The sequence below is a fragment of the Spirillospora sp. NPDC047418 genome, from assembly GCF_040643275.1.
GTDB lineage: Bacteria > Actinomycetota > Actinomycetes > Streptosporangiales > Streptosporangiaceae > Spirillospora.
Genome location: NZ_JBEYTW010000051.1, coordinates 26,611 through 50,817, shown reverse-complemented (window position 1 = coordinate 50,817; position 24,207 = coordinate 26,611). Strand labels below are relative to the sequence as shown.

General features: G+C 70.7%; 26 protein-coding genes, 1 tRNA gene and 1 pseudogene. 9 read left to right on the top strand and 19 right to left on the bottom strand.

The features are described from left to right. Window positions 1-41: 41 nt before the first annotated feature. From ABZ806_RS27760 to ABZ806_RS27750, 3 genes are all read right to left on the bottom strand, one after another. Entirely contained in the window at window positions 42-1,373 is a 1,332-nt protein-coding gene (locus ABZ806_RS27760) for a vWA domain-containing protein (RefSeq protein WP_500220337.1), read from the bottom strand. Further along, a complete protein-coding gene (locus ABZ806_RS27755; RefSeq protein WP_500220336.1) occupies window positions 1,370-2,671 on the bottom strand; it encodes an AAA family ATPase in 1,302 nt (433 codons plus the stop codon). The genes ABZ806_RS27760 and ABZ806_RS27755 overlap by 4 nt, the downstream gene beginning before the upstream one ends. Before the next feature lie 102 nt (window positions 2,672-2,773). Continuing rightward, complete coding sequence (locus tag ABZ806_RS27750; protein WP_500220335.1) at window positions 2,774-4,183, bottom strand: hypothetical protein; 1,410 nt, start codon at window positions 4,181-4,183, stop codon at window positions 2,774-2,776. Between the two features lie 289 nt (window positions 4,184-4,472). Between ABZ806_RS27750 and ABZ806_RS27745 the strand changes: the two genes are divergently transcribed. From ABZ806_RS27745 to ABZ806_RS27735, 3 genes are all read left to right on the top strand, one after another. Beyond that, window positions 4,473-4,868, top strand: coding sequence for an EF-hand domain-containing protein (locus ABZ806_RS27745; RefSeq protein WP_500220334.1), 396 nt, complete (start codon window positions 4,473-4,475; stop codon window positions 4,866-4,868). A gap of 21 nt (window positions 4,869-4,889) precedes the next feature. Then, entirely contained in the window at window positions 4,890-5,462 is a 573-nt protein-coding gene (locus ABZ806_RS27740) for a hypothetical protein (protein WP_500220333.1), read from the top strand. Between the two features lie 309 nt (window positions 5,463-5,771). Continuing rightward, entirely contained in the window at window positions 5,772-5,951 is a 180-nt protein-coding gene (locus ABZ806_RS27735) for a hypothetical protein (protein ID WP_500220332.1), read from the top strand. Window positions 5,952-6,098: 147 nt separating this feature from the next. Here ABZ806_RS27735 and ABZ806_RS27730 read toward each other — a convergent pair whose 3' ends face one another. From ABZ806_RS27730 to ABZ806_RS27720, 3 genes are read right to left on the bottom strand one after another with little or no spacing between them, the layout of a single operon-like run. Continuing rightward, window positions 6,099-6,731 carry an isochorismatase family protein gene (locus tag ABZ806_RS27730; protein ID WP_500220331.1) on the bottom strand — a complete coding sequence of 211 codons (633 nt, stop codon included), beginning with the start codon at window positions 6,729-6,731 and terminating at the stop codon, window positions 6,099-6,101. 48 nt (window positions 6,732-6,779) lie between these two features. Further along, window positions 6,780-7,427: an NAD(P)H-dependent oxidoreductase gene (locus ABZ806_RS27725; protein WP_500220330.1), complete on the bottom strand. Its 648-nt coding sequence runs from the start codon at window positions 7,425-7,427 to the stop codon at window positions 6,780-6,782. Beyond that, entirely contained in the window at window positions 7,424-8,512 is a 1,089-nt protein-coding gene (locus tag ABZ806_RS27720) for an LLM class flavin-dependent oxidoreductase (RefSeq protein WP_500220329.1), read from the bottom strand. The genes ABZ806_RS27725 and ABZ806_RS27720 overlap by 4 nt, the downstream gene beginning before the upstream one ends. 148 nt (window positions 8,513-8,660) lie before the next feature. On the opposite strand from ABZ806_RS27720, the gene ABZ806_RS27715 reads away from it, so the two are divergent. Further along, on the top strand, window positions 8,661-9,122 hold the full coding sequence (locus ABZ806_RS27715) for a MarR family winged helix-turn-helix transcriptional regulator (protein ID WP_500220328.1): 462 nt from the start codon (window positions 8,661-8,663) through the stop codon (window positions 9,120-9,122). A gap of 263 nt (window positions 9,123-9,385) precedes the next feature. Here ABZ806_RS27715 and ABZ806_RS27710 read toward each other — a convergent pair whose 3' ends face one another. Both ABZ806_RS27710 and ABZ806_RS27705 read right to left on the bottom strand, forming a co-directional pair. After that, complete coding sequence (locus ABZ806_RS27710; RefSeq protein WP_500220327.1) at window positions 9,386-10,039, bottom strand: hypothetical protein; 654 nt, start codon at window positions 10,037-10,039, stop codon at window positions 9,386-9,388. Window positions 10,040-10,193: 154 nt separating this feature from the next. Next, window positions 10,194-11,006 (bottom strand): SDR family NAD(P)-dependent oxidoreductase, encoded by an 813-nt coding sequence (locus ABZ806_RS27705; protein WP_500220326.1) that lies wholly within the window; start codon window positions 11,004-11,006, stop codon window positions 10,194-10,196. 88 nt (window positions 11,007-11,094) lie between these two features. Here ABZ806_RS27705 and ABZ806_RS27700 point away from each other — a divergent pair, with 88 nt between their 5' ends. Next, entirely contained in the window at window positions 11,095-11,697 is a 603-nt protein-coding gene (locus tag ABZ806_RS27700; protein WP_500220325.1) for a TetR/AcrR family transcriptional regulator, read from the top strand. 437 nt (window positions 11,698-12,134) lie between these two features. Here the strand turns inward: ABZ806_RS27700 and ABZ806_RS27695 are convergent, their stop codons facing one another. After that, window positions 12,135-12,788: a response regulator gene (locus ABZ806_RS27695; RefSeq protein WP_500220324.1), complete on the bottom strand. Its 654-nt coding sequence runs from the start codon at window positions 12,786-12,788 to the stop codon at window positions 12,135-12,137. Further along, a complete protein-coding gene (locus ABZ806_RS27690; RefSeq protein WP_500220323.1) occupies window positions 12,785-14,047 on the bottom strand; it encodes a sensor histidine kinase in 1,263 nt (420 codons plus the stop codon). The genes ABZ806_RS27695 and ABZ806_RS27690 overlap by 4 nt, the downstream gene beginning before the upstream one ends. A 148-nt stretch (window positions 14,048-14,195) precedes the next feature. On the opposite strand from ABZ806_RS27690, the gene ABZ806_RS27685 reads away from it, so the two are divergent. Genes ABZ806_RS27685 through ABZ806_RS27675 form a run of 3 tightly spaced genes read left to right on the top strand, consistent with a single transcriptional unit; the run spans window position 14,196 to window position 16,174 of the window. Further along, the gene (locus tag ABZ806_RS27685; protein ID WP_500220322.1) at window positions 14,196-15,107 is read left to right on the top strand and encodes an ATP-binding cassette domain-containing protein; all 912 of its coding nucleotides are present in this window, start codon (window positions 14,196-14,198) and stop codon (window positions 15,105-15,107) included. Then, window positions 15,104-15,979, top strand: a complete 876-nt coding sequence (locus ABZ806_RS27680) for a hypothetical protein (protein WP_500220321.1) — start codon at window positions 15,104-15,106, stop codon at window positions 15,977-15,979. Before ABZ806_RS27685 ends, ABZ806_RS27680 begins: the two co-directional genes overlap by 4 nt. A 27-nt stretch (window positions 15,980-16,006) precedes the next feature. Beyond that, window positions 16,007-16,174: a hypothetical protein gene (locus tag ABZ806_RS27675; RefSeq protein ID WP_500220320.1), complete on the top strand. Its 168-nt coding sequence runs from the start codon at window positions 16,007-16,009 to the stop codon at window positions 16,172-16,174. Between the two features lie 195 nt (window positions 16,175-16,369). Here ABZ806_RS27675 and ABZ806_RS27670 read toward each other — a convergent pair whose 3' ends face one another. From ABZ806_RS27670 to ABZ806_RS27660, 3 genes and pseudogenes are all read right to left on the bottom strand, one after another. Further along, window positions 16,370-16,831 (bottom strand): nuclear transport factor 2 family protein, encoded by a 462-nt coding sequence (locus ABZ806_RS27670; protein ID WP_500220319.1) that lies wholly within the window; start codon window positions 16,829-16,831, stop codon window positions 16,370-16,372. Between the two features lie 209 nt (window positions 16,832-17,040). Then, the gene (locus ABZ806_RS27665; protein WP_500220318.1) at window positions 17,041-17,853 is read right to left on the bottom strand and encodes a DUF1684 domain-containing protein; all 813 of its coding nucleotides are present in this window, start codon (window positions 17,851-17,853) and stop codon (window positions 17,041-17,043) included. 180 nt (window positions 17,854-18,033) lie between these two features. Next, a pseudogene (locus ABZ806_RS27660) lies at window positions 18,034-18,611 on the bottom strand (helix-turn-helix domain-containing protein). Window positions 18,612-18,676: 65 nt separating this feature from the next. Here ABZ806_RS27660 and ABZ806_RS27655 point away from each other — a divergent pair. After that, complete coding sequence (locus tag ABZ806_RS27655) at window positions 18,677-19,660, top strand: NAD(P)/FAD-dependent oxidoreductase (protein WP_500220317.1); 984 nt, start codon at window positions 18,677-18,679, stop codon at window positions 19,658-19,660. A gap of 535 nt (window positions 19,661-20,195) precedes the next feature. Here ABZ806_RS27655 and ABZ806_RS27650 read toward each other — a convergent pair. The 6 genes from ABZ806_RS27650 to ABZ806_RS27625 form a co-directional block, all read right to left on the bottom strand. Then, entirely contained in the window at window positions 20,196-20,744 is a 549-nt protein-coding gene (locus tag ABZ806_RS27650; protein ID WP_500220316.1) for a TetR/AcrR family transcriptional regulator, read from the bottom strand. 61 nt (window positions 20,745-20,805) lie between these two features. Further along, window positions 20,806-21,135: a nuclear transport factor 2 family protein gene (locus ABZ806_RS27645; protein WP_500220315.1), complete on the bottom strand. Its 330-nt coding sequence runs from the start codon at window positions 21,133-21,135 to the stop codon at window positions 20,806-20,808. A 46-nt stretch (window positions 21,136-21,181) separates the two neighbouring features. Continuing rightward, window positions 21,182-21,925: an SDR family oxidoreductase gene (locus ABZ806_RS27640; protein WP_500220314.1), complete on the bottom strand. Its 744-nt coding sequence runs from the start codon at window positions 21,923-21,925 to the stop codon at window positions 21,182-21,184. A gap of 181 nt (window positions 21,926-22,106) precedes the next feature. Further along, entirely contained in the window at window positions 22,107-22,394 is a 288-nt protein-coding gene (locus tag ABZ806_RS27635) for a hypothetical protein (protein ID WP_500220313.1), read from the bottom strand. A 399-nt stretch (window positions 22,395-22,793) separates the two neighbouring features. Then, a tRNA-Lys gene (locus ABZ806_RS27630) sits at window positions 22,794-22,869 on the bottom strand. A 43-nt stretch (window positions 22,870-22,912) separates the two neighbouring features. Further along, window positions 22,913-24,199 (bottom strand): cytochrome P450, encoded by a 1,287-nt coding sequence (locus ABZ806_RS27625; RefSeq protein WP_500220312.1) that lies wholly within the window; start codon window positions 24,197-24,199, stop codon window positions 22,913-22,915. Window positions 24,200-24,207: the final 8 nt, after the last annotated feature.

Genomic DNA, 24,207 nt, shown 5'->3' with positions numbered 1-24,207 from the left:
GCTATCACCCCGACCGGGGCCGGCTGCATCATCGCCCTCTCTCAGTTGATCGTGACCACGCGGGCCCAGCGCGGCGGGTGGTCCGGGGCATAGTGGGGGTCGTCCTCGTCCACTGCGCGCGCTGGACGAGGAAAGAGACCCACCACGGTGCGGCAAGGGGGCTGCTCGGCGGGCCACGGGGTCTGGCCGTCCGTCAGGGCGACGATCACGTCCGGGCGGGGCCGAGAGCGGAGCGCCCGGGCGAAACCCGAGCGCAGATCCGTTCCTCCGCCACCGATCAGCTCGAGGTTCTCGGCTCGGCACAGTGGAACGGCGACCCCGGCCGCCGCGTCGCAGGAGATCACCGACACCAGGTCGCGCCGCCCGCCCACCGCCCGCGAGATCGCCGCCACCTCCAGCAGCGCGCTGCCCAGTTCGGCGTCGCTGACCGATCCGGATGTGTCGATCACCACGCAGACCTGGGGCGGCTTACGGCGCAGGCTCGGCAGGAGCACGCCGGGGACGGCGGCCGCGCGCCGGGACGGACGCCGATAGCTGTGATCTTCTCCCGCCCCGGGGGCTCCCGCCGCCGAGCGGACCGCCGCCCCCAGCAACTGCCGCCACGGCTGAGGCGGGTGGAACGCCTCGTCCGCCCAGCGGCGCCAGCCTTCCGGTGCGTCGCCCGGCCGGCCCTTGATCCCCTCGGCGACCCGGAAGCGCACCGCGTCCCGCTGCTGTCTGCTCAGACCGTGTGCCCCATCGGGCCCCAACTCCCATGGACGGCCCTGCCCGTCGGCCCCGCTGCCGCAGTCCAGCCAGGCCAGGTCCGGCGTGAGCCCGGACAGAGAAGCCGTCCGCAGGTACTCCTCCATGAGCATCCCGTTGGGCAGCCTCAGCATCGACGGCAGGACCGCCCCGGCGGGCCGCGGAAGACCGTCACCGTAGATGTCGTCGTTGATCTCGAAGTCGGCGGCGATGTTCCGCCGCAGCCGCTCGCCCGGCCCGGTCTCCCCGTGCTCCTTCGCGTACCGCTCCCCACGCCCGTGATGGTCACGCAGCAGATGGGAGACCTCGTGCACCCAGACGCCCGCCAGCTCCTCCACCGGGATGCGCGCGACGAAGCCGGGGGAGACGTAGCAGCGCCAGTGCGCGTCCACCGCCATCGTCGGCACCGAACGGTCCTCCACGACGTGCAGCGCGAAGAGCGCGCTCGCCAGGTAGGGACGGACCTTCACCGCGTGCAGTCGAGCAGCCAGCAACTTCTCCAGGTCCAGCGGGAGGCCGGGCGGTCCGTCCGGCTCGCCGGAGCCGGTCGGGCGGCGTGCCGGAACGGCGGCCCGCACACGGCGCGGCGGCGAGGGCCGGGGCATCGGAGACTTCGAGGTCGTCGTCATCGGCCCACCCCCGCCGTCCGCGCGGCATCGGCCGACCCCGTGGCCCGCAGTACCGACTGATCGGCCCGCCGGGCGAGGTCGATCACTCCGGCCAGCCGTTCCACCGACTCCGGCACTTCCCAATCGTCACGTCGCAGCGAGGCCAAGACCACCGCCGGGGCGACCAGCAGGTCCGCGGCCCCGGTCTCCAGCGCCCGGACCAGTACCGCCCAGGCCGCTTCCCAGCGCTCCCGCTGCGGCCGTGCGTCCACGGCGGCCACTACCGCCTCCAAGGTCGCCTGACGCAGATCTCCCCGCATCGGCAGCTCGGCGGATGCGGGATCGGCCAGCAGCGACTCGGGGTCCGGCAGGTCCATCCGGTCCAGATGGGCGAGAAGTTCGAGCCCTGGCCCGTCCCCCACCGCGCCCCGCACCAGCAACGCCAGCACCTCCCGTGACACGGACGCCGCCGTACCGAAGGCCAGCAGTGTCAGCGCGGCTTCCCAGCTCCGGGGTGACGGCCAGGCGCCGCCGCGTCGTGTCTCAGTGCTCGGCAGCCGGTGGATCAGCGTCGGCCGTGCCCGCAGGAATCCGCAGACCGCCCGCCGGGCGTAGGCCACCGCTTCCGGCAGCTCCTCCGGTACGAGCCGGGGCAGTCGTGCCCGGGGCCAGACCCCGCCCAACCCGCGCACCACCGTGTCCTGGTCGTGGACCCAGTTCAGGTGGACGAATCGATTGGCCAGCGGCGGGCTCAGCTCCCATCCGTCCGCCGCCGATGCGCGCGGATTGGCGGCGGCCACGATCCGTATCGCCGGCGGCAGCTGCAACGCACCGACTCTGCGCTCCAGCACGACCCTGAGCAGCGCGGCCTGGACGGCCGGGGTGGCGGTGGAGAGTTCGTCCAGGAAGAGCAGTCCCCGCCCGGCGCGTACGAGGTCCACCGCCCACTGCGGCGGCGCCATGGGCACTCCTTGCATTGCCGCGTCATCGCCGACGATGGGCAACCCGGAGAAGTCCGTCGGCTCGTGGACGCTGGCGATCACGGTCGTCAGCGGCAGGTCGAGCGAGGCGGCGAGCTGCGTCAGAGCCGCGGTCTTGCCGATGCCCGGTTCGCCCCACAGCAGCACGGGCAGGTCGGCCGCCACAGCCAGGGTGAGCGCTTCGAGCTGCTCGGAGGGGCGTGTCTCGGTCGTGGTGGTTCGCAGCAGGGAGAGGAGGTCGTCAGCGAGGACGAGTTGCGGGTCGGTTACGGATGCGTCGGCGGACATCCCGGTCGTCAGGACCGAGGCGGGCGGAAGGGCATTGGAGATCACGGGCATCACCTGGGGGTAGTCGAAATGGACGGCATGGCCGGAGGACGGTGAGGCCAGGCCGTGCGGAACTTGCGGCGCGTGTGCGTGCGCGGGTTCGGGTGCGAGCGGTCAGCTCGCCCGCGCTGGACTGGTACGGAGTCGCGCCCGATCGCGCCGTGCGGGACGCGTTGCGGGATGGTGTGCGGGGCGCAGCCCGGAGCGGAAGAGCCCGTGGTCGAGATGGCGGGCCGCGGACGACTCCAGCGTCTCTCGCAGCGGCCCGTCGCGCAGGACCGCGGCAGGACCGAGCAGGCCCTCGACCACGGCCAGCGCCCCGGAGACATCGCCGTGGCCGAGCCGCTCCCGGACGGCGGGCAGTGCCTGCGGGGCGCGGTGTACCGCGTCGATCGCGCGAAGGCACGGCAGCCCGGGGCCACCGAGTGCCACCAGCAACTGTTCCCGGCGCAGTTGTGCCGGGTCGTGGTCGACCGCCGTCAGTACCCCGTCCCGCAGCGCGATCCGGTGGACCTCGCCCCGGCACTCCACTCTGTGCGGGTCGCCGGGCTGATGCTCAGGGCAGGGCGCGGGTCCTGCTCCGGACGCCGACAACGCTCTGGCCACAAGCGGATGCAGCCGATCGGCAGTGACGAGCCCGGCCCGCAGCAACGCCAGATCCGGAAGGATCCGGGCCGCCGCCTCCGGCAGCACCGGCAGCGCTGCGTACGCCTGAGGCGGCAGCGCCCCTCGAAACGACCGGAACGTCGGGACATGGTGGTCATCGGGGGCGACGAGTTCGAACGCCCTGCGGTCACCTGCGCCGAGCCGCACGGTGAAAACCCCGCTGGAGTCGCCCTCCGCCCTCAGCAACAGCTCTGCCTCGGCGGCCCACCGTGCCGACGCCCACGGGTAATCCCCGACGTCGGAGCGATTGGGCCCGACCGGCCCTTTCACCCGGACGAGCGGTCGGGGCGGGTCGGGGGGTGCCGGGACCGGCGCGGCGTCCGCACCGCAGCGCGACGTCAGTTCGCCGCACCGACTGGAGTCCCACAGATGCCGGTGCAGGTCGAGCCGGAAACGCCGGGCGGGATGTGGGTGCGGATGGTGCCTCGGTGCGCCGTCACCGTGCTCGTCCCAGAGGGCCAGGGACATCCGTTGGGCGGCGTCCGCCCAAGCCGGCGGTGTCCGCACCACCAACTGCAACGGCGTGGTGCCAGAACCGCCATAGCGGCTGAGGGAGATGGTCAGCCCGGGCCGGAGCCGCCCGTGGGGAGCGATTCGGGGCATGTGCCAGCGAAGCAGATCCGGTGCCAGCCGACGCAGATCCGCTCTGAGGCGGGTGACGAATTCGGTGCCGTAGCGGTCGCGCACGGCTCGCAGATCGAAACCGATGTCGATCCGAGCGGAAGCGCAGGCCCCCGCCCAGTCACCGACCGCACGCCGCGCGGTCGCAGTCTCGATCATGGACGGTGGCACGGCGTACTCGCGCACGCGCTGCCACATCAGCAGATGGGCCGGAATGTTCGCGAAGTGATGTGCCATCAGCACTCACCTTGCGCGAACGATTCCCCCGTTCTGTACGAGGAGTTGTTCTTCATCCCGGACATCATAAGCACCCGACGAGGACCTGTCAGTCCGGCCATGCGGTTCACCGCGCCGGACCGGGCGTTCCCGGCGGCATTACACCACCGGGTGACCGCGCGTTCCGTCCGCGTCCTGGTGCGAGTCGAGGTTCGGTGTCGTACTCGACGCCGCGCGCGACGACGTCAAGGCGGCCGATCTCGCGCGTCTTGTCAGCGACTACAGGTGAGACCCCGGCAAGGCGTTGGCGGTGCTGGACGGCCACCGGCGGCACTGCGCCGGTCTGGCGGCCGAGGCCGACGCCGACCGCGACGCCAGGGTGACGTTCGAGGAGTACGCCCAGCGCTTCTTCGGGGCCGACTCCTACGGCCGGTACATCAAGCCGCTGGCCGAATCCGTCGCCGCCCTCGGCGACGTCGACGACGACGGCAAGATCAGCCAGCCGGAATTCGTGGCGCTGCTGGCCGCAGTCGGGTTCAACGCGGCCGACTACGCCGCGTACTTCCAGACGCTGGACACCGACGGAGACAACGCGATCACGGTCGATCGTGGACCGGATTCTGCTGCCTCGCTCTGGCACCACGGCGACCTGCTCGTCGCCGGTGCCCTGTCCTCAGCCCACGTCGGCAGACTTGGCGATCCTTGAGCGGGCGGCGGCGGCCGTCCCGTGTCGCGTCTGGCCGCACCCGCTGACCCCGACGCCCGGCTGTGGTACCGGCTGCGGACAGGGCGGCAAGCCGCCTTCCCCGTCTGGCAGCTGCTGTCGGTCGCTCTCCAGCACGTCGTCACCGATCCAAGGCCGGAGACCGCCGAACGCTATGAGGCGACGGTTCGCGCCGAACTTCGCGCCGTCGACCCGTCATTCAGCGCCGAATGGTGCGCCGACTACCCCGAGGTCAGCACGGCTCTGCGCCGGCTGCATCGCATCGGTCGAACCACCGCCGTCGACGACGTGTTGCGCGCCTATCAGGTCAATCAGCAAGTCCACATCGCCGTCGCCCAGCGCCTGGTGCCGGCCGGCGCGTCGCTGCTGCAGCAGGCCGGACGTCTTCCCGGCCGTGGCGCCAGTTCCGCCGAGCAGGCGATGTGCGACCGGTTCTTCTGGGTGGACCGCGCCGTGATCTCGCCCGCACCCTCGACGCCCCCGCCGGCGCGGCTCCTGTCGTCGCGAGCAGGTGCAGCACCGGATAGCGGAAGCAGGTCTCAGCCGGGCCGCTTTCCGTGCGGTGACCAACCGTGAGGGAGGCGTGGCGATGATGTCGGCAGCGGCTACATGGCGATTCCGCCGAGATCCGTTGCGGTTCATTCAGAGCGCCGCCCGCGTGCACGGCACAGTTTCCGAGCCCGTCGGCGGCCGGACGCTACCGCCAGTCGGGGGGCGAGTGGGTTGTGCACGGTCGGGTCGTTGAGAACACGGCGTCCGCGCGCGACGTCGGTGACATGACACGCTCGGCCCGACTTGCTTAACTATGGACGATCTTGTCGTTACTGTCGTACCCCAGGGTCGGCGAAGCGGTCACCGGAGGTAGCGATGAGGTCCGGACGGTGGATGCTCGTCGCCTGGCTGATCGTGGGAGCGCTCGCGGCGGGACAGCGCCACTACTACACCCAGTTTGACGGCAGTTGCGCCAGAATCGCCACGATCGGAATCACCTTGGCCTCCGGTCCGCTCAACTACATCGGTCTCAACCCCACCGCCAACTGCAAGGTTCCCCAGCCGAGCAAGTGACATGCCCGGAACTCCGGATCGAACGATCGTCTCTCGGTGTCCACCGACCCGACCTTCTCCCAGGTTCGGTCTCCACGATCTCAGGGGAAGCGCAGCCGGGCCGGGCGGCCTTTGCGGGGCGCGCCCGGCCCGGGGTGCGGTTTGGGACTACTTGGTGGCGTACTTCGCGATGGCGTTGCTCGCCACGTGGTTGTGCCGCCAGGACGGCAGGTGCTCGTAGATGAGCTCCCCGAACGCTGGTGCGAGCGGCTGGTCGACCCAACCGCGGAGGATCTCCGAGCCGACGGCAAGCCAGTTGACGGGGATCGCGCCGGCCTGAACGAGGCGCATGACCGCCGTGTCGTGTGTCTCTCTGGTGGTCGCCGCAGAGGCGTCGACGACGATGTAGACCTCGTAGCCGCGGTCGAGAGCGGTCAAGGCGGTCAGGGCGAGGCAGACGTCGGTCTGGATGCCCGCCATGATCAGCTTCTTGCGTCCGGCGGCCTCGATGGCCGCAGTGAACTGGTCGTTCTCGAAAGCGTCGAAGACCGGCGGACGGTAGATGACGGGAGTGTCGCCGAGGACCTGGGCGAGCTCGGGGTAGAGAGGACCTGCGGGAAAGTCCTCGGGACCGGCGGTGACGATCAGCGGCAGGTTGAACAGCTTCGCGGTCTTGGCCAGCGCGAGCGTGCCGTTGAGGTTCTCCTCGATCGTGTGCGATCCGATGAGGTTCGAGAATCCGACCTCGTGATCGATGAGGACGACCGCGCTGTTGTCGGCGGTAAGTGGCGTGTGCGGCATGACTTTCTCCTTGGTTAGTCCCTTGTGGTCACCGTGACGCGGCTGGTGTCAGTCAGCCGGCCGCCCGCGAGTCGCCACGAGCGTGAGGATGTCGCTCACGTCCTCGACGGCCATCTCGATGCGGCTGTAGACGCGTGGGGTGAGGAGCGTGGTGCCGTCGAAGTCGCCGGAGGATGCGAAGACGGCGACCGGGAGGGTCATCGATTGGAAGAACCCGAACAACGGGCGAAGGGCGTGTTCCAGGACCAGCGCGTGGTGGTCCCCGCCGCCGGTGGCGGCGAGGAAGACCGGCTTGTTCGCGAGTGCGTACTGGTCGACCAGGTCGAAGAAGTGCTTGAACAGGCCGGTATACGAGCCGCGGAACACCGGGGTGGCGGCTATGAGCAGGTCGGCTTCCTCGGCGCGGCGGAGCACGTCCTCGATCTCGGGGGCGATGCCCTCCCGCTCGAAGGCTCCGGTGAAGGCGGGGCCGAGCCGGTAGACGTCGATCCGGGTGTGCTCGACCGCGACGTCGTGGACGGCGAGCACGCCGGTGAGTGTTCGCAGCACGACGCCGACCAGTCCGACGGTCTTGGACTTCTCGCTCGGGCTGCCGTTGACGACCACCACCCGCAGTGTCCGAGCCTCCTCCCGGGAGGGGGCACGGCCGGTGCGGCCGCCGATGAGAGCCCGCTGGTCGCTCACGGTGGTGGTCACGCCGCCTGCTCCTTCCGGGAGCCGACCTCGCGGCGTACGACGGGGGCGACCTCGGTGCCGAGCAGCTCGATCGCCTCGAGAACGTCCTCCTGCGGCATCCCGCCGAAGCCGATCTGGATCAGGGCGCGGTCCAGGCCGTAGAGCTCGTGGTAGGCCAGCAGCTTCTCGATGACCTCATGCGGACTGCCGACGACGAGTCCGGCGTTGGGGGAGGTCTGGGCTTCGAAGGCGGCCCGCGGCATCGCGAACCCACGGCCACGCTGATGGTTGTTGGCCATCATGCCCTCCGCGAAGTAGGGGTACATCGTGTCGCGGGCGCCCTGGCTCGTACGCCCGACGTAGCCGTGAAGGTTGATGCTGGTGCGCAGCGTGGCGGGGTCGTGCCCGGCCTGCTGTGCGGCTTCTCGGTACAGGTCGATGGTCTGCCGGTGATGTGTGATCGGCCCGAGCAGCAGCGCCATGGCCATGGGGAGGCCGAGTCGGCCGGTGCTGATGGCGGAGGCGGGGGTCCCTCCGACGCCGACCCAGATCGGCAGCTCCTCCTGCATCGCGCGGGGACCGACGTCGGCGGCGTCCAGTGCGGGGCGGAACCGTCCGTTCCAGGTGATCGGGTTCTGCGCGCGGATCCGCAGCAGTAGGTTGAGCTTCTCGCGGTACAGGTCGGCGTAGTCGGCCAGGTCGTAGCCGAAGAGGGGGAAGGACTCCGTGTAGGAGCCGCGGCCGGCGATGATCTCGGCCCGGCCTCCGGACAACTGGTCGAGCGTGGCGAACTGTTCCCAGACGCGCACCGGGTCGTCGGAGCTGAGCACGGTGACCGCGCTGGTCAGCCTGATGTTCGTGGTGGCCTGGGCGGCCGCGGCCAGGACGACGGAGGGGGCCGAGCCGAGGAAGTCGGTGCGGTGGTGCTCGCCGACGGCGAACAGGTCGAGCCCGACCTCGTCGGCGAGCCGCGCCTGCTCGATGGTCTCCTGGGCGCGCTGGTGCGCGGAGGGAAGCGTGCCGGTCTCTGGGTCGGCGGTGATCTCGGCGAACGTCATGAAGCCGATCTCGAAGGGGGATCGCTCGCCGGTGACGGTGGTAGGCAACGTGCTCTCCTTACGGTCCTTGTGCGGACGGTGTTCGGTGTTCCGACCGCAATAAGGTGTCTGCGCAGGCAGATATTCCACCCCGGCGTCTGCCTGCGCAGACATGTATGCCGGACGATGAGGACGGCCGTCGCGCTACACTTCGGAAGTGGCGACTCCACGTCTGAGCGACCTTGAGAACGAGGCCTGGCAGGGCTTCCTGTACGCCCACGACCGCATCTGGCGTGAGGTCGAGGCAGGGATCGCGCCGCTGGGCGTGAGCATGGCCGAGTACAGCGTCCTGTCCCTGCTGGGTCGAGCCGGTCGCTCCGGCATGCGGATGTCCGAGTTGGCGAGGGATCGGCTGATGTCGACCGGTGGTTTCACCCGGCTCGCCGACCGGCTGGAGCGCCGCGGGCTCATCGAGCGTCAGCGTGCGGCCGGGGACGGGCGCGGCTACGTCGCCGTCCTGGCACCCGATGGGCGCAACCTCCTGCGCAAGGCATGGAAGCAGCAGCATGCCGACGTGCGCCGACTCTTCCTCGACCGTCTCGACGACGACGACCTGCGCGACCTCACACGGATCTGGTCACGCCTCGCGCCGGAGGACGACGAGGCCAGCCTGCGGTGACCGCACCGGCCTCGATGCCGTCGAGCGCGGCGCGGACGACGTAGGCGGGGTCGGCGAGCGACCAGCCCTCCCAAGCTGGCGGCGGTCCGGGCGATCGCGCTGCTGCCCGAACCGTCCGCATTCGGCCCGATCCCCCTGCCGTCCAATGTCACTGCGTGCGCGGCGCACCTCGTACTCGTTCGCCAGCCCGTGCTCGACGATCAACCGGCCGGTGCGGCCTGCCGCGCCCACCACGACCAGTCTCCCGCGGCCCCATGCCCCCATCATGCTGAAGCCGCCCCGACGCCGGCCGGCCCCGTCGGCTGCGGCCGGTTCCTCCGCCGGCGCTCGCGGGGCAGCATCACGCTCGCCGCGACCAGCCAGATCAGCCCGCCGAACCGCGCGATGGGCAGCACGATTCCCAGCGAGGTGTCCAGCAGCGCGAGCGTCCCCAGGACGGCCACCGCGGCGAGTGCGATCCCGGACCAGGCGAACACGGCGGGCACGAGCCGCACCAGCAGCGCCGGGACCGCGACGCCGGCGAGGAGCAGGCCGAACGCCACCACGTGGGCGGGGCCTCCGGTCGCGAATACCAGGTCGGCGAGGGTGCGGGCGAGCGCGGGGCTCTGCAGGGAGCCCGAGCGGGACGCCGCCCATCCGAGCACCCCGCACAGTGCCATCGCCACCGCCGACACCACCCCGCCCGCCAGCGCGATCGCCGGCCCGGGAGCCGTCACCCCGAGGAGTCGCAGCCGGCTGTAGACGACGGCGGACCAGACCGCGAGCGGGAACGCGGCACCGAACTGCAGGACGCCGGCGACCCGCGCCGCCGTCTCATGATCGCGATAGTAGGCCAGCGCCTCGGCGGCGGAGGCCGTGGGCTGCGGCATCTGCCTCGCCAGCACCACCGAGACGATCATCAGTGCCGCGAAGGCCAATGCGGGTATCCATAGCGGCGGCCCCGACCGGCCCCGTCCTCGCGAGCCGCGTCCGGCCTCGGGCGGCTTGTTTCCCCCGGCAGTCTCTGCTGCCGTACCAGCGGTCATCCCCATCTCCTTCCATCAGAGTTCAGAGCCCGGCACGCCTCCTCGATCAGGGCGCCGGTCGCGCGGCGGCCGTCTCGGGCCGGCGGCCGAAGGGGGCATTGCCGGCGAGCTTGCCGCCGTCGATCGGCAGGGTCGCGCCGGTGACGAACGACGCGGCGTCCGAGCACAGCCACACCGCGGCGTCCGCGACCTCTCCGGGCCGTCCGATCCGCCGCATGGGCATCGCCCGTCCGGCCATCTCCCGCGCCTGCGCACCGGCGCGCTCGAGCTGCTCGGTGTGGATGGGGCCAGGGGCCAGCGCGTTGATCCGCACCCCGGTCTCGGCGTAGTCCAGCGCCGCCGACCGGGTCAGCCCGATGAGACCGAACTTGCTCGACACGTAGCCCGCCAGCCCGCCGACGGCCTGCAGGCCCGCCGTGGACGCCATGTTCACGATCGCGCCCCCGCCGCCGTCGAGCATGGCGGGGATCTGGTGCTTCATGCACAGGAAGACCCCGCGCAGGTTGACCGTCAGCGCACTGTCGAAGTCGGCGGTGGCCACATCGGCCAGCGGGGTGGGCGGGTGGCCGCCGCCGGCCGCGTTGTTGACCGCGGCGTCCAGCCGCCCGAACTCCCCGACCGCGCGGTGGACGAGTCGTTCGACCGCGTCCGGGTCCGTCACGTCGGTCGGCACCGCCAGCGCGCGGCCGCCCGCCGCGCCGATCTCGGCCGCGAGCGCCGACAGCGCGGCGCCGTCCCGGGCGGCCAGGACGACGGCCGCACCGGCCTCGTGCAGCGCCCGCGCGGTCGCCGCGCCGATACCGCGACTCGCGCCGGTGACGATGGCGACCCGGCCGTCCAGGGGACGTTCACTGCTCATGACCTGCTCCTTCTCATCGGATGCCGGTACTGGTAGAATTCTTTGGACAGACTGTAAATCCAATATTTGATGCTGTCAAGGTGATGAGATGAGCCCTCGCGAGTACCGATCCGACAAACGCCAGGCCGCCGCCGAGGAGACGCGGCGGCGGATCCTGGACGCCGCCCGCGCCCTGCTGGCGGACGCCGCGCCGCCCCGCCTGTCCGTGGACGCCGTCGCCAAGGCGGCCGACGTCTCACGCCAGAGCGTCTACAACGCCTTCGGCTCCAAGTCCGGGCTACTCGAGGCCCTGTTCGACACGCTCGCCGACCGGGCGGGCATGGGCTTGGCGGACGCCTTCACCGCACCCGACGCGGACCAGGCCCTCACCGCGTTCACCCAGATGTTCTGCCGCTTCTGGGCGAACGACCGGACCGTCCTGCGCAGGCTCCGCGGAATGGCCGTCCTGGACCAGGACCTCGAGCGCCTGCTGCGCCGCCGCGACGAGATGCGCCGCACCGCCCTGACCGAACTGCTCCTCCGCTTCACCGATACCCCCGACGCCGCGACGATCGACGTGATCTGGCAGTTGACCTCATTCGAGACCTACGACGCCATCGCCGCCCGCGACCAGACCCGCACCCCCGAGGACGTCGCGCACGTCATCGCGGCCGCCGCCACGGCCGTCCACCACTCGATGCCGCCCACCTAATGCGAGTCGCCGGGGCACTGATCAGGCAGACTCGGTGCCTGGCAGCCACTGGTGAGTGGTGCGCCCGGACACGGCGATGCGCTGGCACCATGACCTTGTCCGGCGCCGGCACGCTGCCTGGTCCAGGCCGAAACGGCCGGGCCGGCCGCCGACGTCGAGCACACGGCCAATGGGCCTCTCCCGCATGCCCGCCAGCACGACCGCGCTGCTTTCCTGGCGCCGGCACCGGTGCTCACGCGGCACCGGGCTCAGGTGACAGGCGAGTCACGGGTGATGTCTGGTTTCACGGGTAAATGCCGATCATCAGATGGGCTGCTCAGGCGGTCAGTTCGATCTCGACAGCCGGCACGTCCAGGGTTTCCTTCTCGGGGCCGGGGCCGGGGCCGGGGCCGGGGCCGGGGCCGGGCTGACTGGGACTGTGATGGTCGGGGTGTCGGTTAGCGGGACGGTGTGATGAGTCGGTGTTCGTAGGCGAGGATGACGAGTTGGACGCGGTCGCGGGCGCCGAGCTTGGTGAGCAGGTTGGCGACGTGGGTTTTGGCGGTGCCCGGGCTGATGTGGAGTTCGGCGGCCAGTTCGGCGTTGGACAGGCCGCGTCCGACCAGGGTGAGGACCTGGCGTTCGCGATCGGTGACGCCCGGAAGGCTCGCGGGTGTCGGAGCGGGCTCGGGACGACTGGCGAATTCGGCGATGAGCCGGCGCGTGACGCCGGGGGCGATCAGCGCGTCCCCGGCGGCGACGACCCGAATGGCGGTGATCATGTCGTCCAGGGCCATGTCCTTGACCAGGAAGCCGCTGGCTCCGGCGCGGAGCGAGGCGTAGACGTTGGTGTCGTCGTCGTAGGTGGTGAGCATGACGACGCGGGCCGTCGCCTCGGCGGCGATCATCTGGGCGGCCTCGATGCCGTCCATGCCGGGCATCCGGATGTCCATGACGACCACCTCGGGACGCAGGCGGCGGACCAGCCGGACCGCCTGGGTTCCGGTTTCGGCCTCGCCGACGACGCGGAGGTCCGGGGCCGCGTCGATGACCATGCGCAGCCCGGCGCGGATGAGTTCCTGGTCGTCGGCGAGGACGACGCGGATCGTCATCGCGCCCTGATCGACTGGGACGGGTGGGACGGGTGGGGCGGGCCGGGGGCGGTGGCGGGGATCGGGAGCCGCGCGCTGACGGCGAAGCCGCCGTCGGGACGGGGGCCGGCGGTGAGGTGCCCGTTCAGCAGCGCGGCGCGTTCGCGCATGCCGGAGATGCCGTAGCCGGGTCCGGTGGCGGGCGCGTTGCCGGGGCCGTCGTCGGTGATCTGGACGAGCAGTTCGCCGGGCCGGTGCTCGATCGTCACCTGGCAGCGGGGTGTGCCGACGTGGCGGACCACGTTGGTCACCGATTCCTGGACGATCCGGAACGCGGCGTGGTCGATGGTCGGTGGCAGCGGGGCCGGGGTTCCGCGCCGGCGCACCTGCATCTGGACACCGGCGTCGGCCGTGGACGCGACCAGCCGATCAAGGGCGGCCAGTCCGGCGAGCGGTTCTGTGTCCGCGGGTGTTGCCGGGTCCGGTTCGGCCTGGCGGAGGATGCCGAGCATGCGCCGCAGTTCCGACAGTGTCCGGCGGCTGGTGTCCTCGATGGCGTCCAGCGCGTTCCGGGTCTGCTCGGGTGCGGTGTCGATGACCCGGCTGCCCGCGCCGGCCTGGATCGCGATCACGCCGATGCTGTGGGCGATCATGTCGTGCAGGTCGCGGGCGATGCGCAGGCGCTCGGCGGTCACCGCCTCGGCGGTGGCGTGCCCGTGCAGGGCCTGCTCGTACTCGCGGCGCTGGCGGATCAGCGTCCCGGCCAGCCAGGCCGCCAGGACGCTCAACGCCAGCAGCACCGTCAGCCCGAGGAACCCCGGGGCCAGCACGCGCCTCCAGCCGCTCTCGGCGAACAGGCTCGCCTGCCAGGCGATCTGCTGGACGATGAGGGTGAGGGCCGCCGCGGCGACTCCCGCCCGGCGTGCGCGGGTGGCGGTGATGAGCGCGACCAGCAGGCCCGCCACCAGCAGGAGCGGCCAGAGCTGTTCCAGTCCCGACCCCAGCGCCGCTGCGGCGACGGTCATCTCGGCCAGCAGCACCGCCAAGACCGGCCACGGCCGGTGGCGCGCCCACGCGACAGGCGATGCCAGGGCCACGGCCATCGGGACCACGAGCCCGCCCCATCGCTCCCCAGTAGTGCCATGCCCGTTACCGCTGGTGAGCGTGGCGCACAGCGCCAGTGCCAGAGCGGCCACGCCGCACCCGGCCAGTGCCACCCGGGCGAGGAGGGGCAGGCGTTTCGGAAGCGGGGGGAAGACAGTGGGCGCAGTCTGATCCACAGGCGTGATCGTAGAAGCCGGAGCGGGCACCGCGCGTCAGCCCTGAGGCCTATGCCCGCAGGCGTATGCCCCCAGGCAGATCTGGTGCCGGCGATTCCCGCCACCAGACCGATGTGGCGCACCCCGGTGCTCGTGCAGCGTGGCCTGGGTGATCGAAGTCAACGGATTGACCAAGCGCTACGGGGACGTCCTGGCGGTCAACGATCTGTCCTTCACGGTGCCGCCCGGTCAGGTCACCGGATTCCTGGGCCCCAACGGGGCGGGCAAGAGCACCACGATGCGCATGATCTTGGGCCTGAACCGGCCCACGGCCGGAACCGCCACCGTCCAGGGGCGCCCGTTCGGGCAGCGCCGCGCCGGGCTGCACCACGTCGGTGCGCTGCTGGACGCGGGTGACGTCCATCCCGGCCGCAGCGCCGCCGCGCACCTGTCGGCGCTGGCACGCGGCAACGGCCTGCCCGCCCGCCGAGTACGTCAAGTGCTTGAGGAGGTGGGGCTGGCTCAGGTGGCCCGCCGCCGCGTCGGCGGGTTCTCCCTGGGCATGCGGCAACGGCTCGGGATCGCCGCCGCCCTGCTGGGGGACCCGCCGGTGCTGATGTTCGACGAGCCGGTCAACGGCCTGGACCCCGAGGGCGTGCGGTGGGTGCGCGGCCTGTTCCGCTCCCTGGCCGCCGAGGGCCGCACGGTGCTGGTCTCCAGCCACCTGATGAGCGAGATGCAGAACACCGCCGACCGGCTGGTCGTCGTCGGCCAAGGGGAGCTGATCGCCGAGGAGACGGTCGCGGACTTCGCCGCGCGGGGCACCGCCGCCCACGTCACCGTGCGCACCCCCGACATCTCGCGGCTGGCGGCCGTGCTGACCGCCGCCGGCGCCGGCGCGCGGCCAGGCGGCGACCAGACGCTGACGGTGACCGGCCTGCCCGCCGCCCGGATCGGTGACCTGGCGTTCCAGAACGGGATCGTGCTGCACGAACTCGTCACGCGCACCGCGTCCCTGGAAGAGGCGTTCATGCAGCTCACCGCCGACCGCGCCGACTACCTGGCAGGAGACCACCGATGACGGCCCAGACCCCGCAGACCCCGCAGACCCCGGACGCCGCTCAGGCCGCGCGCGTCCGACGGAACTCGGCGGCCGACCCCGGGGTCCGGTTCCGCGACCTGTTCGCCGCGGAGTGGACCAAGCTGTGGACGCTGCGTTCGACCCGCTACGTGCTGGGACTCGGGACGCTGCTGTTCGTCGCCATCGCCGTGCAGAAGAGCCTGGGCACCTACCAGGACTGGCCGAGCTTCCGGCCGGCGGAGAAGGCGCACTTCGACCCGATGACCGAGGCGTTCAGCGGCGTCACCGCGGCCCTGCTGATGATCGGCGCGGGCTGCGTGGGCGCGCTGGCCATCGTCGGCGAGTACGCCACCGGCTCCGTCCGCACCACCTTCACAGCCGTACCGGCCCGGCATCTGGTGATGACCGCCAAGGTGACCGTCCTGGCGGTCGTGATGCTCGGCGTCGGGGCGGTCGTGTCGCTTGCCACCTTCGCCGTGAGCCAGGCGATCCTGTCCGGCCGCGGCATCGGCCTCACCCTCGGCGACCCCGGCGTGGCACACGTGCTGGTCGCCAACGCGCTGCTGGCGCCGATCTCGGCGCTGGCAGGCCTGGGCCTGGGGGCGTTGCTGCGGCACACCGCCGCCAGCGTCGTCACCTGCAGCGCGGTCCTGGTCGTCGTGCCGACGTTCTTCAAGCCGACCGTCCACCAGTGGGTCAACGACCTGTACGCGATGTTCCCCAACTACGTCTGGCGGACCTGCCTGGCCATGCGCGACCCCCGAGACCTTCCCGGGCTGCCCACGACGGCCGCCGCGTGGACGGTGTTCGCCCTGTGGCCGCTGGCCACCGCCGTCCTCGCCGTGCTCGCCGTCCAGCGACGCGACCTGTGAACCGCCCGAACTTTCAGAAGACATCTCATGCTCGACCGGCTCACCGGGTCATGGACGGCACCTTCCGCGCCCCGCTCCCCACCAGCGGGCTTCCGCCGGGCGCTGATCAAGAACCCCACCGCCCTGCCGGGCGATCAGCGCACGACGATCGCCTCCATCGCGGCCACCAACAAGCGTCTCTACCGGGATACCTGATCAAGGAGCAGTTGCGGGCGGTGTTCGCCGTCGGCGCCGACGGCGCCACCCTGACCCGGTACCAGGCAATAGCCGATCAACGACCCACGGAAACGACACAAAGGCCCGGCTGAGCCTGGACGCCCCGATGAATCACGTCACCCGAACTGCGCGCGGAGCCTGATCGATCCGTCTCCCGGTGAATGCCGACCAGGATCAGAAACCGGCGGGGAGCGGGAAGCTGTCGCCAGAGAATGGAGACGTGTCGAGCCAGAGGTATTGGAACGAGCGGCTGGTGAAGACCCAGCCATGCTCCGAGCGCCTCAATCGATCGGCGGTGACGGCGTGGTTCCGGTAGAACGTCTCGCCGGGCCCGCGTGCGGCCTCGTGACAGATGATGCTGGTGGTCGCCTCGTCACCAGCGATCTCGATCGGGCCTGGTACCGCGAACTGCACGAAGAAGTCCCGGTCGTCGCGCAGCATCCGGAACGTGGAGACGATGTCGTCCACGCCAACGGCATGGACCCTCTCACCGATCGTCCACTCCGCGTCGTCGGCCCATGTCGCGCGGAAACGGTCAGTGTCACCTCGGGTGGCGGCGTCGGCGAAGCGAGTGATGGTGTCCCGGACCGATGATTCGTCAAGCAAGCGGGACAGTGCGCTCTCGGTATTCGTCATGAATTCTCTCTCTGCAAGGTGGATGGCTGGTCCGGCCGGAAGATTCGACAAGGCTCAGATTCGGTAATGATCACGTCTTCCATGATGGCACCGCCGGACGTACGAACCAGAGACGCTTCGACGCCAGGAGGAGCAGTACCCATTCTGACCTCCGCTAATGAGGACACACATGGTCGAATGCGGCGTGTTCGGCCAGGCGGCTGCGGTAGTCAGCCCGTCCTCTCTCGTGGCGTCCGTTCTCCCGCCTCGATGGCGAAGGGCAGTCGGTTGCCCCGCGGCGGGATGGGGCAGATGGGGAAGTTGTCGCTGAACGCGCACGGCAGGTTCACCGCCCGATTGAAATCGAGGCGCACCCGTCCGTCCTCGCCCACATCGGAGATCGCCAGTGAGCGGCCCGCGCTGTAGGTGGTGTTGCCACTCGTGCCGTCGGCGAACACGGTGTTCAGCGTCCCGCCGGTGCTCAGCACCTGCAGGGTGTACGTGTGATGGTCGTGCTGGACGTGCACGAGCCCGGGGGAGTCGTATGCGTGCTCGCTCAGCCCCGGATCGACGGAGCCGAGTTCGATCCGGCTGGACGACTCGTACGGTTCGTAGTGGCCGGTGAGCACCCAATCGGGGTTCGGCTCGAAGACGGGGACGCCGCGGAAGTTTCGCCGCGTCGCCGCGTCCGGGTCGTAGACCACGATCATGTAGGTCCCGCGGTAGGTGATGCCGATCTCCAGTTCACCTGTCGTCACCCGCTGGTCGTCGGGAGCGTCGACCAGCAGAAGCCGCCTCACGGCCTCGAAGTTCTCGCCGCCGAACGACATCGTCGCCCCTTCCGGGTCGATGACGACCTCGTCGCGGTCCTGGGACCACAAGCCCGGCAGTCCCGGGTGGCGGCGGGGGGTGTCATCCAGCCAGCCCAGAGATCGGGCCGACAGCCAGCCGTGCGGTGCGAGGAGCCACTTCTCCCATCCAGTCCTCCACGCCTTCCAGTCCTGCGTGAACTGCTCACCAGTGATGTCCCGGCCGTACGCCATGGTGTGGCACCCGCTTTCTCGTTGATCCGGTTCCGATGGGCCCACTGTGCTTTCGGGTCGGGCAAGATGGGCAAAGGAACTTGCGAGAACCGCAAAAACTTCGCGTGGCGGGGGCATGTGCGCAGCCGTGTTCCGGCGCGAGGGCATCCGCGGCTCCGGGGTGGGATCACTGCGGTGGGATCACTGCGTGCGAGCGCGCAGATGCATCCGCTCGCCTTGCTGCCCGAAGATGATGAGCAGCTCAAGGGGCTGGCGGCCGACGTTCGCGATCGCGTGCGGCACCCGGGTGTCGAACTGGGCGGCCTCACCGGCCCCCAGAAGGAAATCCTTCTCGCCGAGAGCGAGCCGCAGTTTGCCGGTGAGGACGTAGTCTCGTAGCCCTCGTGCACCTGCTGCTCCAGCCGCTCGGGGCCCCGTGCGGGCACCGGCAGGACCTGCTTGAACGCGTGGAGACCGCCCGGGTCGCGGGAGAGGGGCACCCACACCACGCCGTCACGGTTCACCGGTTGCGGATGAATGCGCGGATCGCCCGTTGCCGGGGCACCGACCAGTTCGTCGAGCGGCAAGCGGTACGCCTGCGCGAGGGGTAGCAGTACCTCCAGCGTCGGGCGCCGCCGGCCCGATTCGATCCGGGACAGCGTGCTGACGGACATGCCCGTCAACTCGGCGAGCTGCTCCAGAGTGGATCCGCGCTGCTTGCGGATGGCGCGCAGCCGCGGCCCGACCGCGTCGAGGATGGCATTGAGGTTGTCGGCCATGGAACAAGTTTGCGCTTTCCGCAAAGTCCTTTCCAGTTTCGGCTGGGCCGCCGCACACTGGGCGCATGACTACACCAGCAGAAACTGAAACCGCACCCGGATCGGGCAACGTCGGAGATCGTGTCGATGTCGTCGTGGTGGGCGGCGGCCTCGCCGGCCTCGGCGCCGCCCTGACCCTTGGCCGCGCGCGTCGCTCGGTCCTCGTCATCGACGCGGGTCACCCGCGCAACGCGCCGGCCGCTCACTCGCACGGCTACCTGACCCGCGACGGCACGCCACCCCTGGAACTGCTCAGGCTGGGGCGGCAGGAGGTACGCGGCTACGGCGGGCGGATCATCGAGGGTACCGTCGAGACCATCACGCGGCTCGACGACGGCCGCTTCCGCCTCACCACCCGGGAGGGCACCAGCCACGAGGCGCGGCGCGTGCTCGTGACCACCGGACTGGTGGACCGGTACCCGGACATTCCCGGCCTGCATGAACGATGGGGACGCGACGTCGTCCACTGCCCCTACTGCTTCGGCTGGGAGCACCGCGACCGCGCCCTCGCCGTCCTCGGCACCGGACCCGGCGCGGCGACGCAGGCACTGATGTGGCGCCAGTGGAGCGAGGACGTGGTGCTGTTCCAGCACACCGCGCCCGAGCCGACTGATGAGGAACTGGCCCGGCTCGCGGCCCGCGGCATCGCGGTCGTGCCTGGCGAGGTGAAGGCGATCGAGGTCAGCGATGACCGCGTCGCCGGCGTCCGGCTCGCCTCGGGCGAGGTCCGACCGCGCGAGGTCATCGTCATCGGCCCGCGGTTCGAGTCCCGGCACGAGCTGCTCGACCCCCTCGGCGTGAAGGTGGTCGAGCACCCGCTCGGCATCGGCCACCAGGTCGAGGCCGACCCCGGCGGCTTCACCGGTGTGCCCGGCGTATGGGTCGCCGGCAACGTGCTCGACGTGACCGCAGGCGTCATGCAGTCCGCGGCGTCGGGGGTCACGGCGGCCGCCACGCTCAACGCCGACCTGACCGCGGACGACGCCGTGCGCGCCGTCCTGGCAGGGTGAGCGCCGTGACGCGGCGCCCCCGCCCGGCGGAATCGTCGCCCGACACCGAACGGTACTGAGAGGAACGGTACCGCGACCGCGGGCAGTCCGGCCTGGGCCGGCCCAACGCCGTGCTGGCCGGTCCCATCCGGTGGCCGGGTCTCGGAGACATCCCAGTGGCGCGGTGATGGGCGGAACAGCCCCATCACCCTGCCCGATCCCCGCTCCGACCTCACCCGGCAGCTCCTGGGCGGCAAACGCGGACACGCCACCACCGGCGCCGGCGGCTCCTCACCCTGGCTGCGGGTTCGAGCGCCGCGCGGACCGAGCACCAGCACGCGCGGCGGCGGAGTCAGCGCTGCACGGTGAAGCCGACGAAACAGGGCACGTGTCGGCAGCCGGGTACGCGTCAGTAAAAGTATGCGCGGAACGGCCTGCGATGCCCCGGCGTCGGCCGGGGCGGACAAGGCCGACGGGCTGTCGCCGCCCCTCGCGGAGTGGGGCGCGGGCGGAGGGGAAGAACGCCTCGCACCCTTCTGCGTGTGGAATCGCGTGTTCACGGGGCCGCTGCGATGCCGTCGAGGAGATTGGAGACCAATCCGTTGAGGAAATGGTCGGTGACGGGTTCGTCCGGGATGAGGAGCCGGTGGTAGACGGCTCCCCAGAGTTGGTCCACGATGATCTGCACGTCGACCTCGGGACGGATTTGGCCGATTTCCTGCGCGCGTTGGAGGCGTTCGCCGGCGAGGCGGCGGCGGTGGGATGAATACAGCCGGCGGAAGGAGACGGCCAGGTCCTCGTCGGTCTGAGACTGGCCGATCAGTTCGATCAGCGCGCGGCCGCCGGGGGTCGTGGTCATGATCTTACCGAAGGCGTGGAGCTGGCTGATGAGGTCGGCGCGAACATCGCCGGTGTCAGGGAATGCGAGCGTCTCCTGCACGGCGTGGAAGTAGCCGTCGAGCGCGAGAGCCCCCCTGGACGGCCACCATTTGTAGAGGGTCGTCTTGCTCACTCCGGCCTGGCGGGAGATCCGCTCGAAGGTGAGATCCGCGCTGCCCTCGCCCAGGAGGAGTTCCCCGACGGCTCGGAGGACGTCGGCGCGCACCTCCTCGGCGGGGCGGCGGCCGCGTCCGCGGCTCGCGGAGGGCCGTGTCGGGGATGCCATCTCAGCTGATTCGCAGGTCGGCGATCAGCCCGTCCCGCAGGATGAAGGCCAGCGGTCCGGTGCCGTTGAAGCCGTTGCCGGTGACCTTCACGGTGACGACGTAGATGTCCGGGGTGTCACCGGGCTCGACGCCGAGGATCTCGAAGTGCGATTGCTTGCCGATGTTGTCGGTGCGGTCCCAGGCGCGGACGCCGCTTCGGCCGTGGAATTCCCGTCCCCAGTCGTTGAGGTATGCGTCGTCGGTGAAGGCGGCGGCGAACCGTTCGGAGTCGCCGTCGTTCGTGGCCTCGAGGAACTCGCGGATCGCCACGGGAACATCGTTCTCGGTCATGATGATCTGTCCTTTCCGGGTTGCGGAGCGAATGCGGAGCGCCGGGTCAGGCGATCCCGCCGTTGGGGAAGACGACCTGGCCGTTGATCCAGCGGGACGGCCCGGCGAGGAAGGCGGCCACCACGGCGATGTCCTCCGGGGCGCCGAGGCGCTCCAGCGGTGGCAGCCGGGCGAGGCGGGCGATGGTCTCCTCGTCCTTGCCGTCCAGGAACAGCGGCGTGGCGGTCGGGCCCGGTGCGATCGCGTTGACGGTGATGTCCTTGCCGCGCAGTTCGCGGGCGAGGACGAGCGTCAGAGCCTCGACCGCGGCCTTGCCGGCGGCGTACGGGGCGTACGTCGGGTGCTGGAGCCGGGTCTGGCTGGTCGAGACGTTGATCAGCGCGCCGCCGCGGCGGAGCCGGTTGGCGGCGAGCTGGGAGATCACGAACGCGCCGCGGACGTTGGTGCGGTGCATCCGGTCCAGGTCGGCCAGGTCCAGGGTCGCGACCGGCGAGAGGATCATGATCCCCGCGGTGTTGACGACGACGTCGATCCCGCCGAACTCGGCCTCCACTGCGTCGAAGGCCCCGGCCATGGCGACCTCGTCGGCGACGTCCCCGCCGACCGCGATCGCCTGGCCGCCGCCGGCGGTGATCTCATCGACGATCTGCTGCGCCCGCTGCGCGTTGCCGAGGTAGTGGACGGCGACCGCGAACCCGTCCGCGGCCAGCCGATCGACCACGGCCCGGCCGATACCGCCGGAACCGCCCGTCACGATCGCGACTCGGGCGGTGGTGTCGGTGCTGCTCATGAGGTGCCCCTCTCGACAGATATGAACGACCCGTCCATATAAGGATAATATGAACGGACCGTCCACTTGTAGCCCGACCGTGGACGAGGCGCGTCCAGTGCCGTACCGGCACTGGACGAGGCGCGTCCAGTGCCGGTACGGCCGGGTCGCCGTGTCGAAGCCGTGTCGCCGGGCCGGCGGCTCAGGGTGTGGTGAGCTGTGCATCCGGCGTGCGCTGGGTGATCAGTTCCGCGAGGGCGAACTCGCCGTCGGTGGTGACGAAACCGAGCCGAGCGATGCTGCCCGACTTTCCGCCGGCGAAACACGGGGAAGTGCCGTCCGGGCGCGGGCGATGGACGCGTCCCCAACCCGCGAGAGCCCCGATGACGAGCGTGAGCGCACGGCCGGACTCGGTGAGCCCGTACTCGTTGCGGGTCCGCGAGCCCGGCTCCCGGTAGCACCGATCACCGAACCAGACCAGATCGCCCACCTGAACCTCCGAAGAGGGCAACGTCAGGGCCGGAACCTCAACGAGTACGAACATGCCACTTGACCTGCACGGACGTAGTGGTGAGCCTCCGGTTCTCGTGCCGGAGGGTCCGGTTCTCGGTGGTGATCTCGCTCGATGGTGCCGCCCGCGACGGAATGCGAGCCTGCGGATTCACGCCCACGGAGGTGCGTTGCTGAAAGCTCTGGTGGGTCTGGCCGCTGCTTCTGTGGGCGACATGACCGGCTTGGGCGGGCGAAGGGCAGCCGGTTTCGGGGTGCTGCCTGGGGGACGCGGGGCCCGGATTGAGCCGCCGAGCCGCCAGCGAGCCGCCATGGGGACGAACCGGGGCATGTCGGGCGGTGGGCAAACCGGGCAATCTCGCGTTTGTGCTGGTCAGGGTGGTGGGTCGCGTGGGACTCGAACCCACAACCTACGGATTAAAAGTCCGGAGCTCTGCCAATTGAGCTAGCGACCCGTCCCGCAAGGGTACCGAGATCGGCGGGGGGTTTGCGACGGGGTTATGGGGTGGGGGTCAGGTGGACGGGGAGGTGCTTCAGGCCGTTCTGGAAGTTGGAGGCCAGGCGGACGGGGGTGCCGGTGGGGGTGATGCGGTGGGGGAGGAGTTCGCGGAAGATGGCGCGCATCTGGGTGCGGGCCAGGTGGGCGCCCAGGCAGAAGTGGGGGCCGAAGCCGAAGCTGACGTGGTCGTTGGGGGTGCGGGTGATGTCGAAGTGGTCCGGGGACGGGAAGACGGTTTCGTCCCGGTTCGCGGAGGCGTGGTAGACGACGACCTTGTCGCCGGCGTCGATCTTCTGGCCGGAGAGGGTGACGGGGCGGGTGGCGGTGCGGCGGAAGTCCATGACCGGGGGCCAGTAGCGGAGCATCTCCTCGATGGCGGACGGGAGCAGGGACGGGTCGGCGCGGAGGCGGGCGAGGTCGGCGGGGTGTTCGAGGAGGGTGAGGAGGCCGCCGGGGATGCCGTTGCGGAGGGTCTCGTTCCCCGCCACGGCGAAGAGGAAGAACATGTTCTCGAACTCGTGGGTGGTGAGGCCGCCCTCGAGCATGCGGGACATGATGTCGCCCGAGGGGCTGGAGCGTTTCTCGTCGGCCAGGGCGTGGGCGTAGGCGAACATGTCGGCGAGCGCGGTGTAGGAGCGCGGGTTGATGGGACGGCCGTCCGGGTGGGTGGACGTGGTCGGACGGTAGTTCATCGCCTTCCGCGCCATGGGGGTCATGGACGCGGCGTCGGCGGTGGAGATGCCGGCGTACTCGTCGTCCTGGTAGCCGATGACGCGGGACGCCCAGTCGTAGAGGAGGCGCCGGTCGGAGTCGGGGACGCCCATGATGTGGGCGAGCGTCCAGACGGGAAGGTCGGCGGCGAGCTCGACGAAATCGGTTTCGGTGCCCAGGGCGGAGGCGATGAGGGTGCGGGCCCGGTGCTCGATCGTCTCCTCCAGGGCGCGGACGGCGCGGGGCGTGAACGCGGCGGCGACGATGCGGCGGAGGCGGGAGTGGTCGGGCGGGTCCTGGTTGAGCATCATGGCACGGACGAACGCGAGGTCCTCGGGCGTGTCGGGGTCGCGGATCTGGGTGGCGCCGAGGTTGGAGGAGAAGAGGTCCGGGGAGCGCAGGACGTGCTTGACGTCGGCGTGCCGGAAGACCGCCCAGTATCCGGGACCGGCGGGCCAGGGGCCGACGGCCGGTTCGGGGACGCGGGTGACCGGGGATTCGGCGCGGAGCCCGGCGAACGCGTCGTAGGGGACCCCGGTGGCGTAGGTCGCGGGCAGGAAGATCTCCTCATGCATGCCATCAG

Coding starts and splice junctions, on each gene's coding strand:
- ABZ806_RS27755 (WP_500220336.1), bottom strand. CDS start 2,671: ATGCCCGTGATCTCCAATGCCCTTCCGCCCGCCTCGGTCCTGACGACC.
- ABZ806_RS27750 (WP_500220335.1), bottom strand. CDS start 4,183: ATGGCACATCACTTCGCGAACATTCCGGCCCATCTGCTGATGTGGCAG.
- ABZ806_RS27730 (WP_500220331.1), bottom strand. CDS start 6,731: ATGCCGCACACGCCACTTACCGCCGACAACAGCGCGGTCGTCCTCATC.
- ABZ806_RS27700 (WP_500220325.1), top strand. CDS start 11,095: ATGAGCCCTCGCGAGTACCGATCCGACAAACGCCAGGCCGCCGCCGAG.
- ABZ806_RS27695 (WP_500220324.1), bottom strand. CDS start 12,788: ATGACGATCCGCGTCGTCCTCGCCGACGACCAGGAACTCATCCGCGCC.
- ABZ806_RS27680 (WP_500220321.1), top strand. CDS start 15,104: ATGACGGCCCAGACCCCGCAGACCCCGCAGACCCCGGACGCCGCTCAG.
- ABZ806_RS27645 (WP_500220315.1), bottom strand. CDS start 21,135: ATGACCGAGAACGATGTTCCCGTGGCGATCCGCGAGTTCCTCGAGGCC.
- ABZ806_RS27735 (WP_500220332.1), top strand. CDS start 5,772: ATGCTCGTCGCCTGGCTGATCGTGGGAGCGCTCGCGGCGGGACAGCGC.
- ABZ806_RS27760 (WP_500220337.1), bottom strand. CDS start 1,373: ATGACGACGACCTCGAAGTCTCCGATGCCCCGGCCCTCGCCGCCGCGC.
- ABZ806_RS27665 (WP_500220318.1), bottom strand. CDS start 17,853: ATGGCGTACGGCCGGGACATCACTGGTGAGCAGTTCACGCAGGACTGG.
- ABZ806_RS27625 (WP_500220312.1), bottom strand. CDS start 24,199: ATGCATGAGGAGATCTTCCTGCCCGCGACCTACGCCACCGGGGTCCCC.
- ABZ806_RS27640 (WP_500220314.1), bottom strand. CDS start 21,925: ATGAGCAGCACCGACACCACCGCCCGAGTCGCGATCGTGACGGGCGGT.
- ABZ806_RS27655 (WP_500220317.1), top strand. CDS start 18,677: ATGACTACACCAGCAGAAACTGAAACCGCACCCGGATCGGGCAACGTC.
- ABZ806_RS27670 (WP_500220319.1), bottom strand. CDS start 16,831: ATGACGAATACCGAGAGCGCACTGTCCCGCTTGCTTGACGAATCATCG.
- ABZ806_RS27675 (WP_500220320.1), top strand. CDS start 16,007: ATGCTCGACCGGCTCACCGGGTCATGGACGGCACCTTCCGCGCCCCGC.
- ABZ806_RS27705 (WP_500220326.1), bottom strand. CDS start 11,006: ATGAGCAGTGAACGTCCCCTGGACGGCCGGGTCGCCATCGTCACCGGC.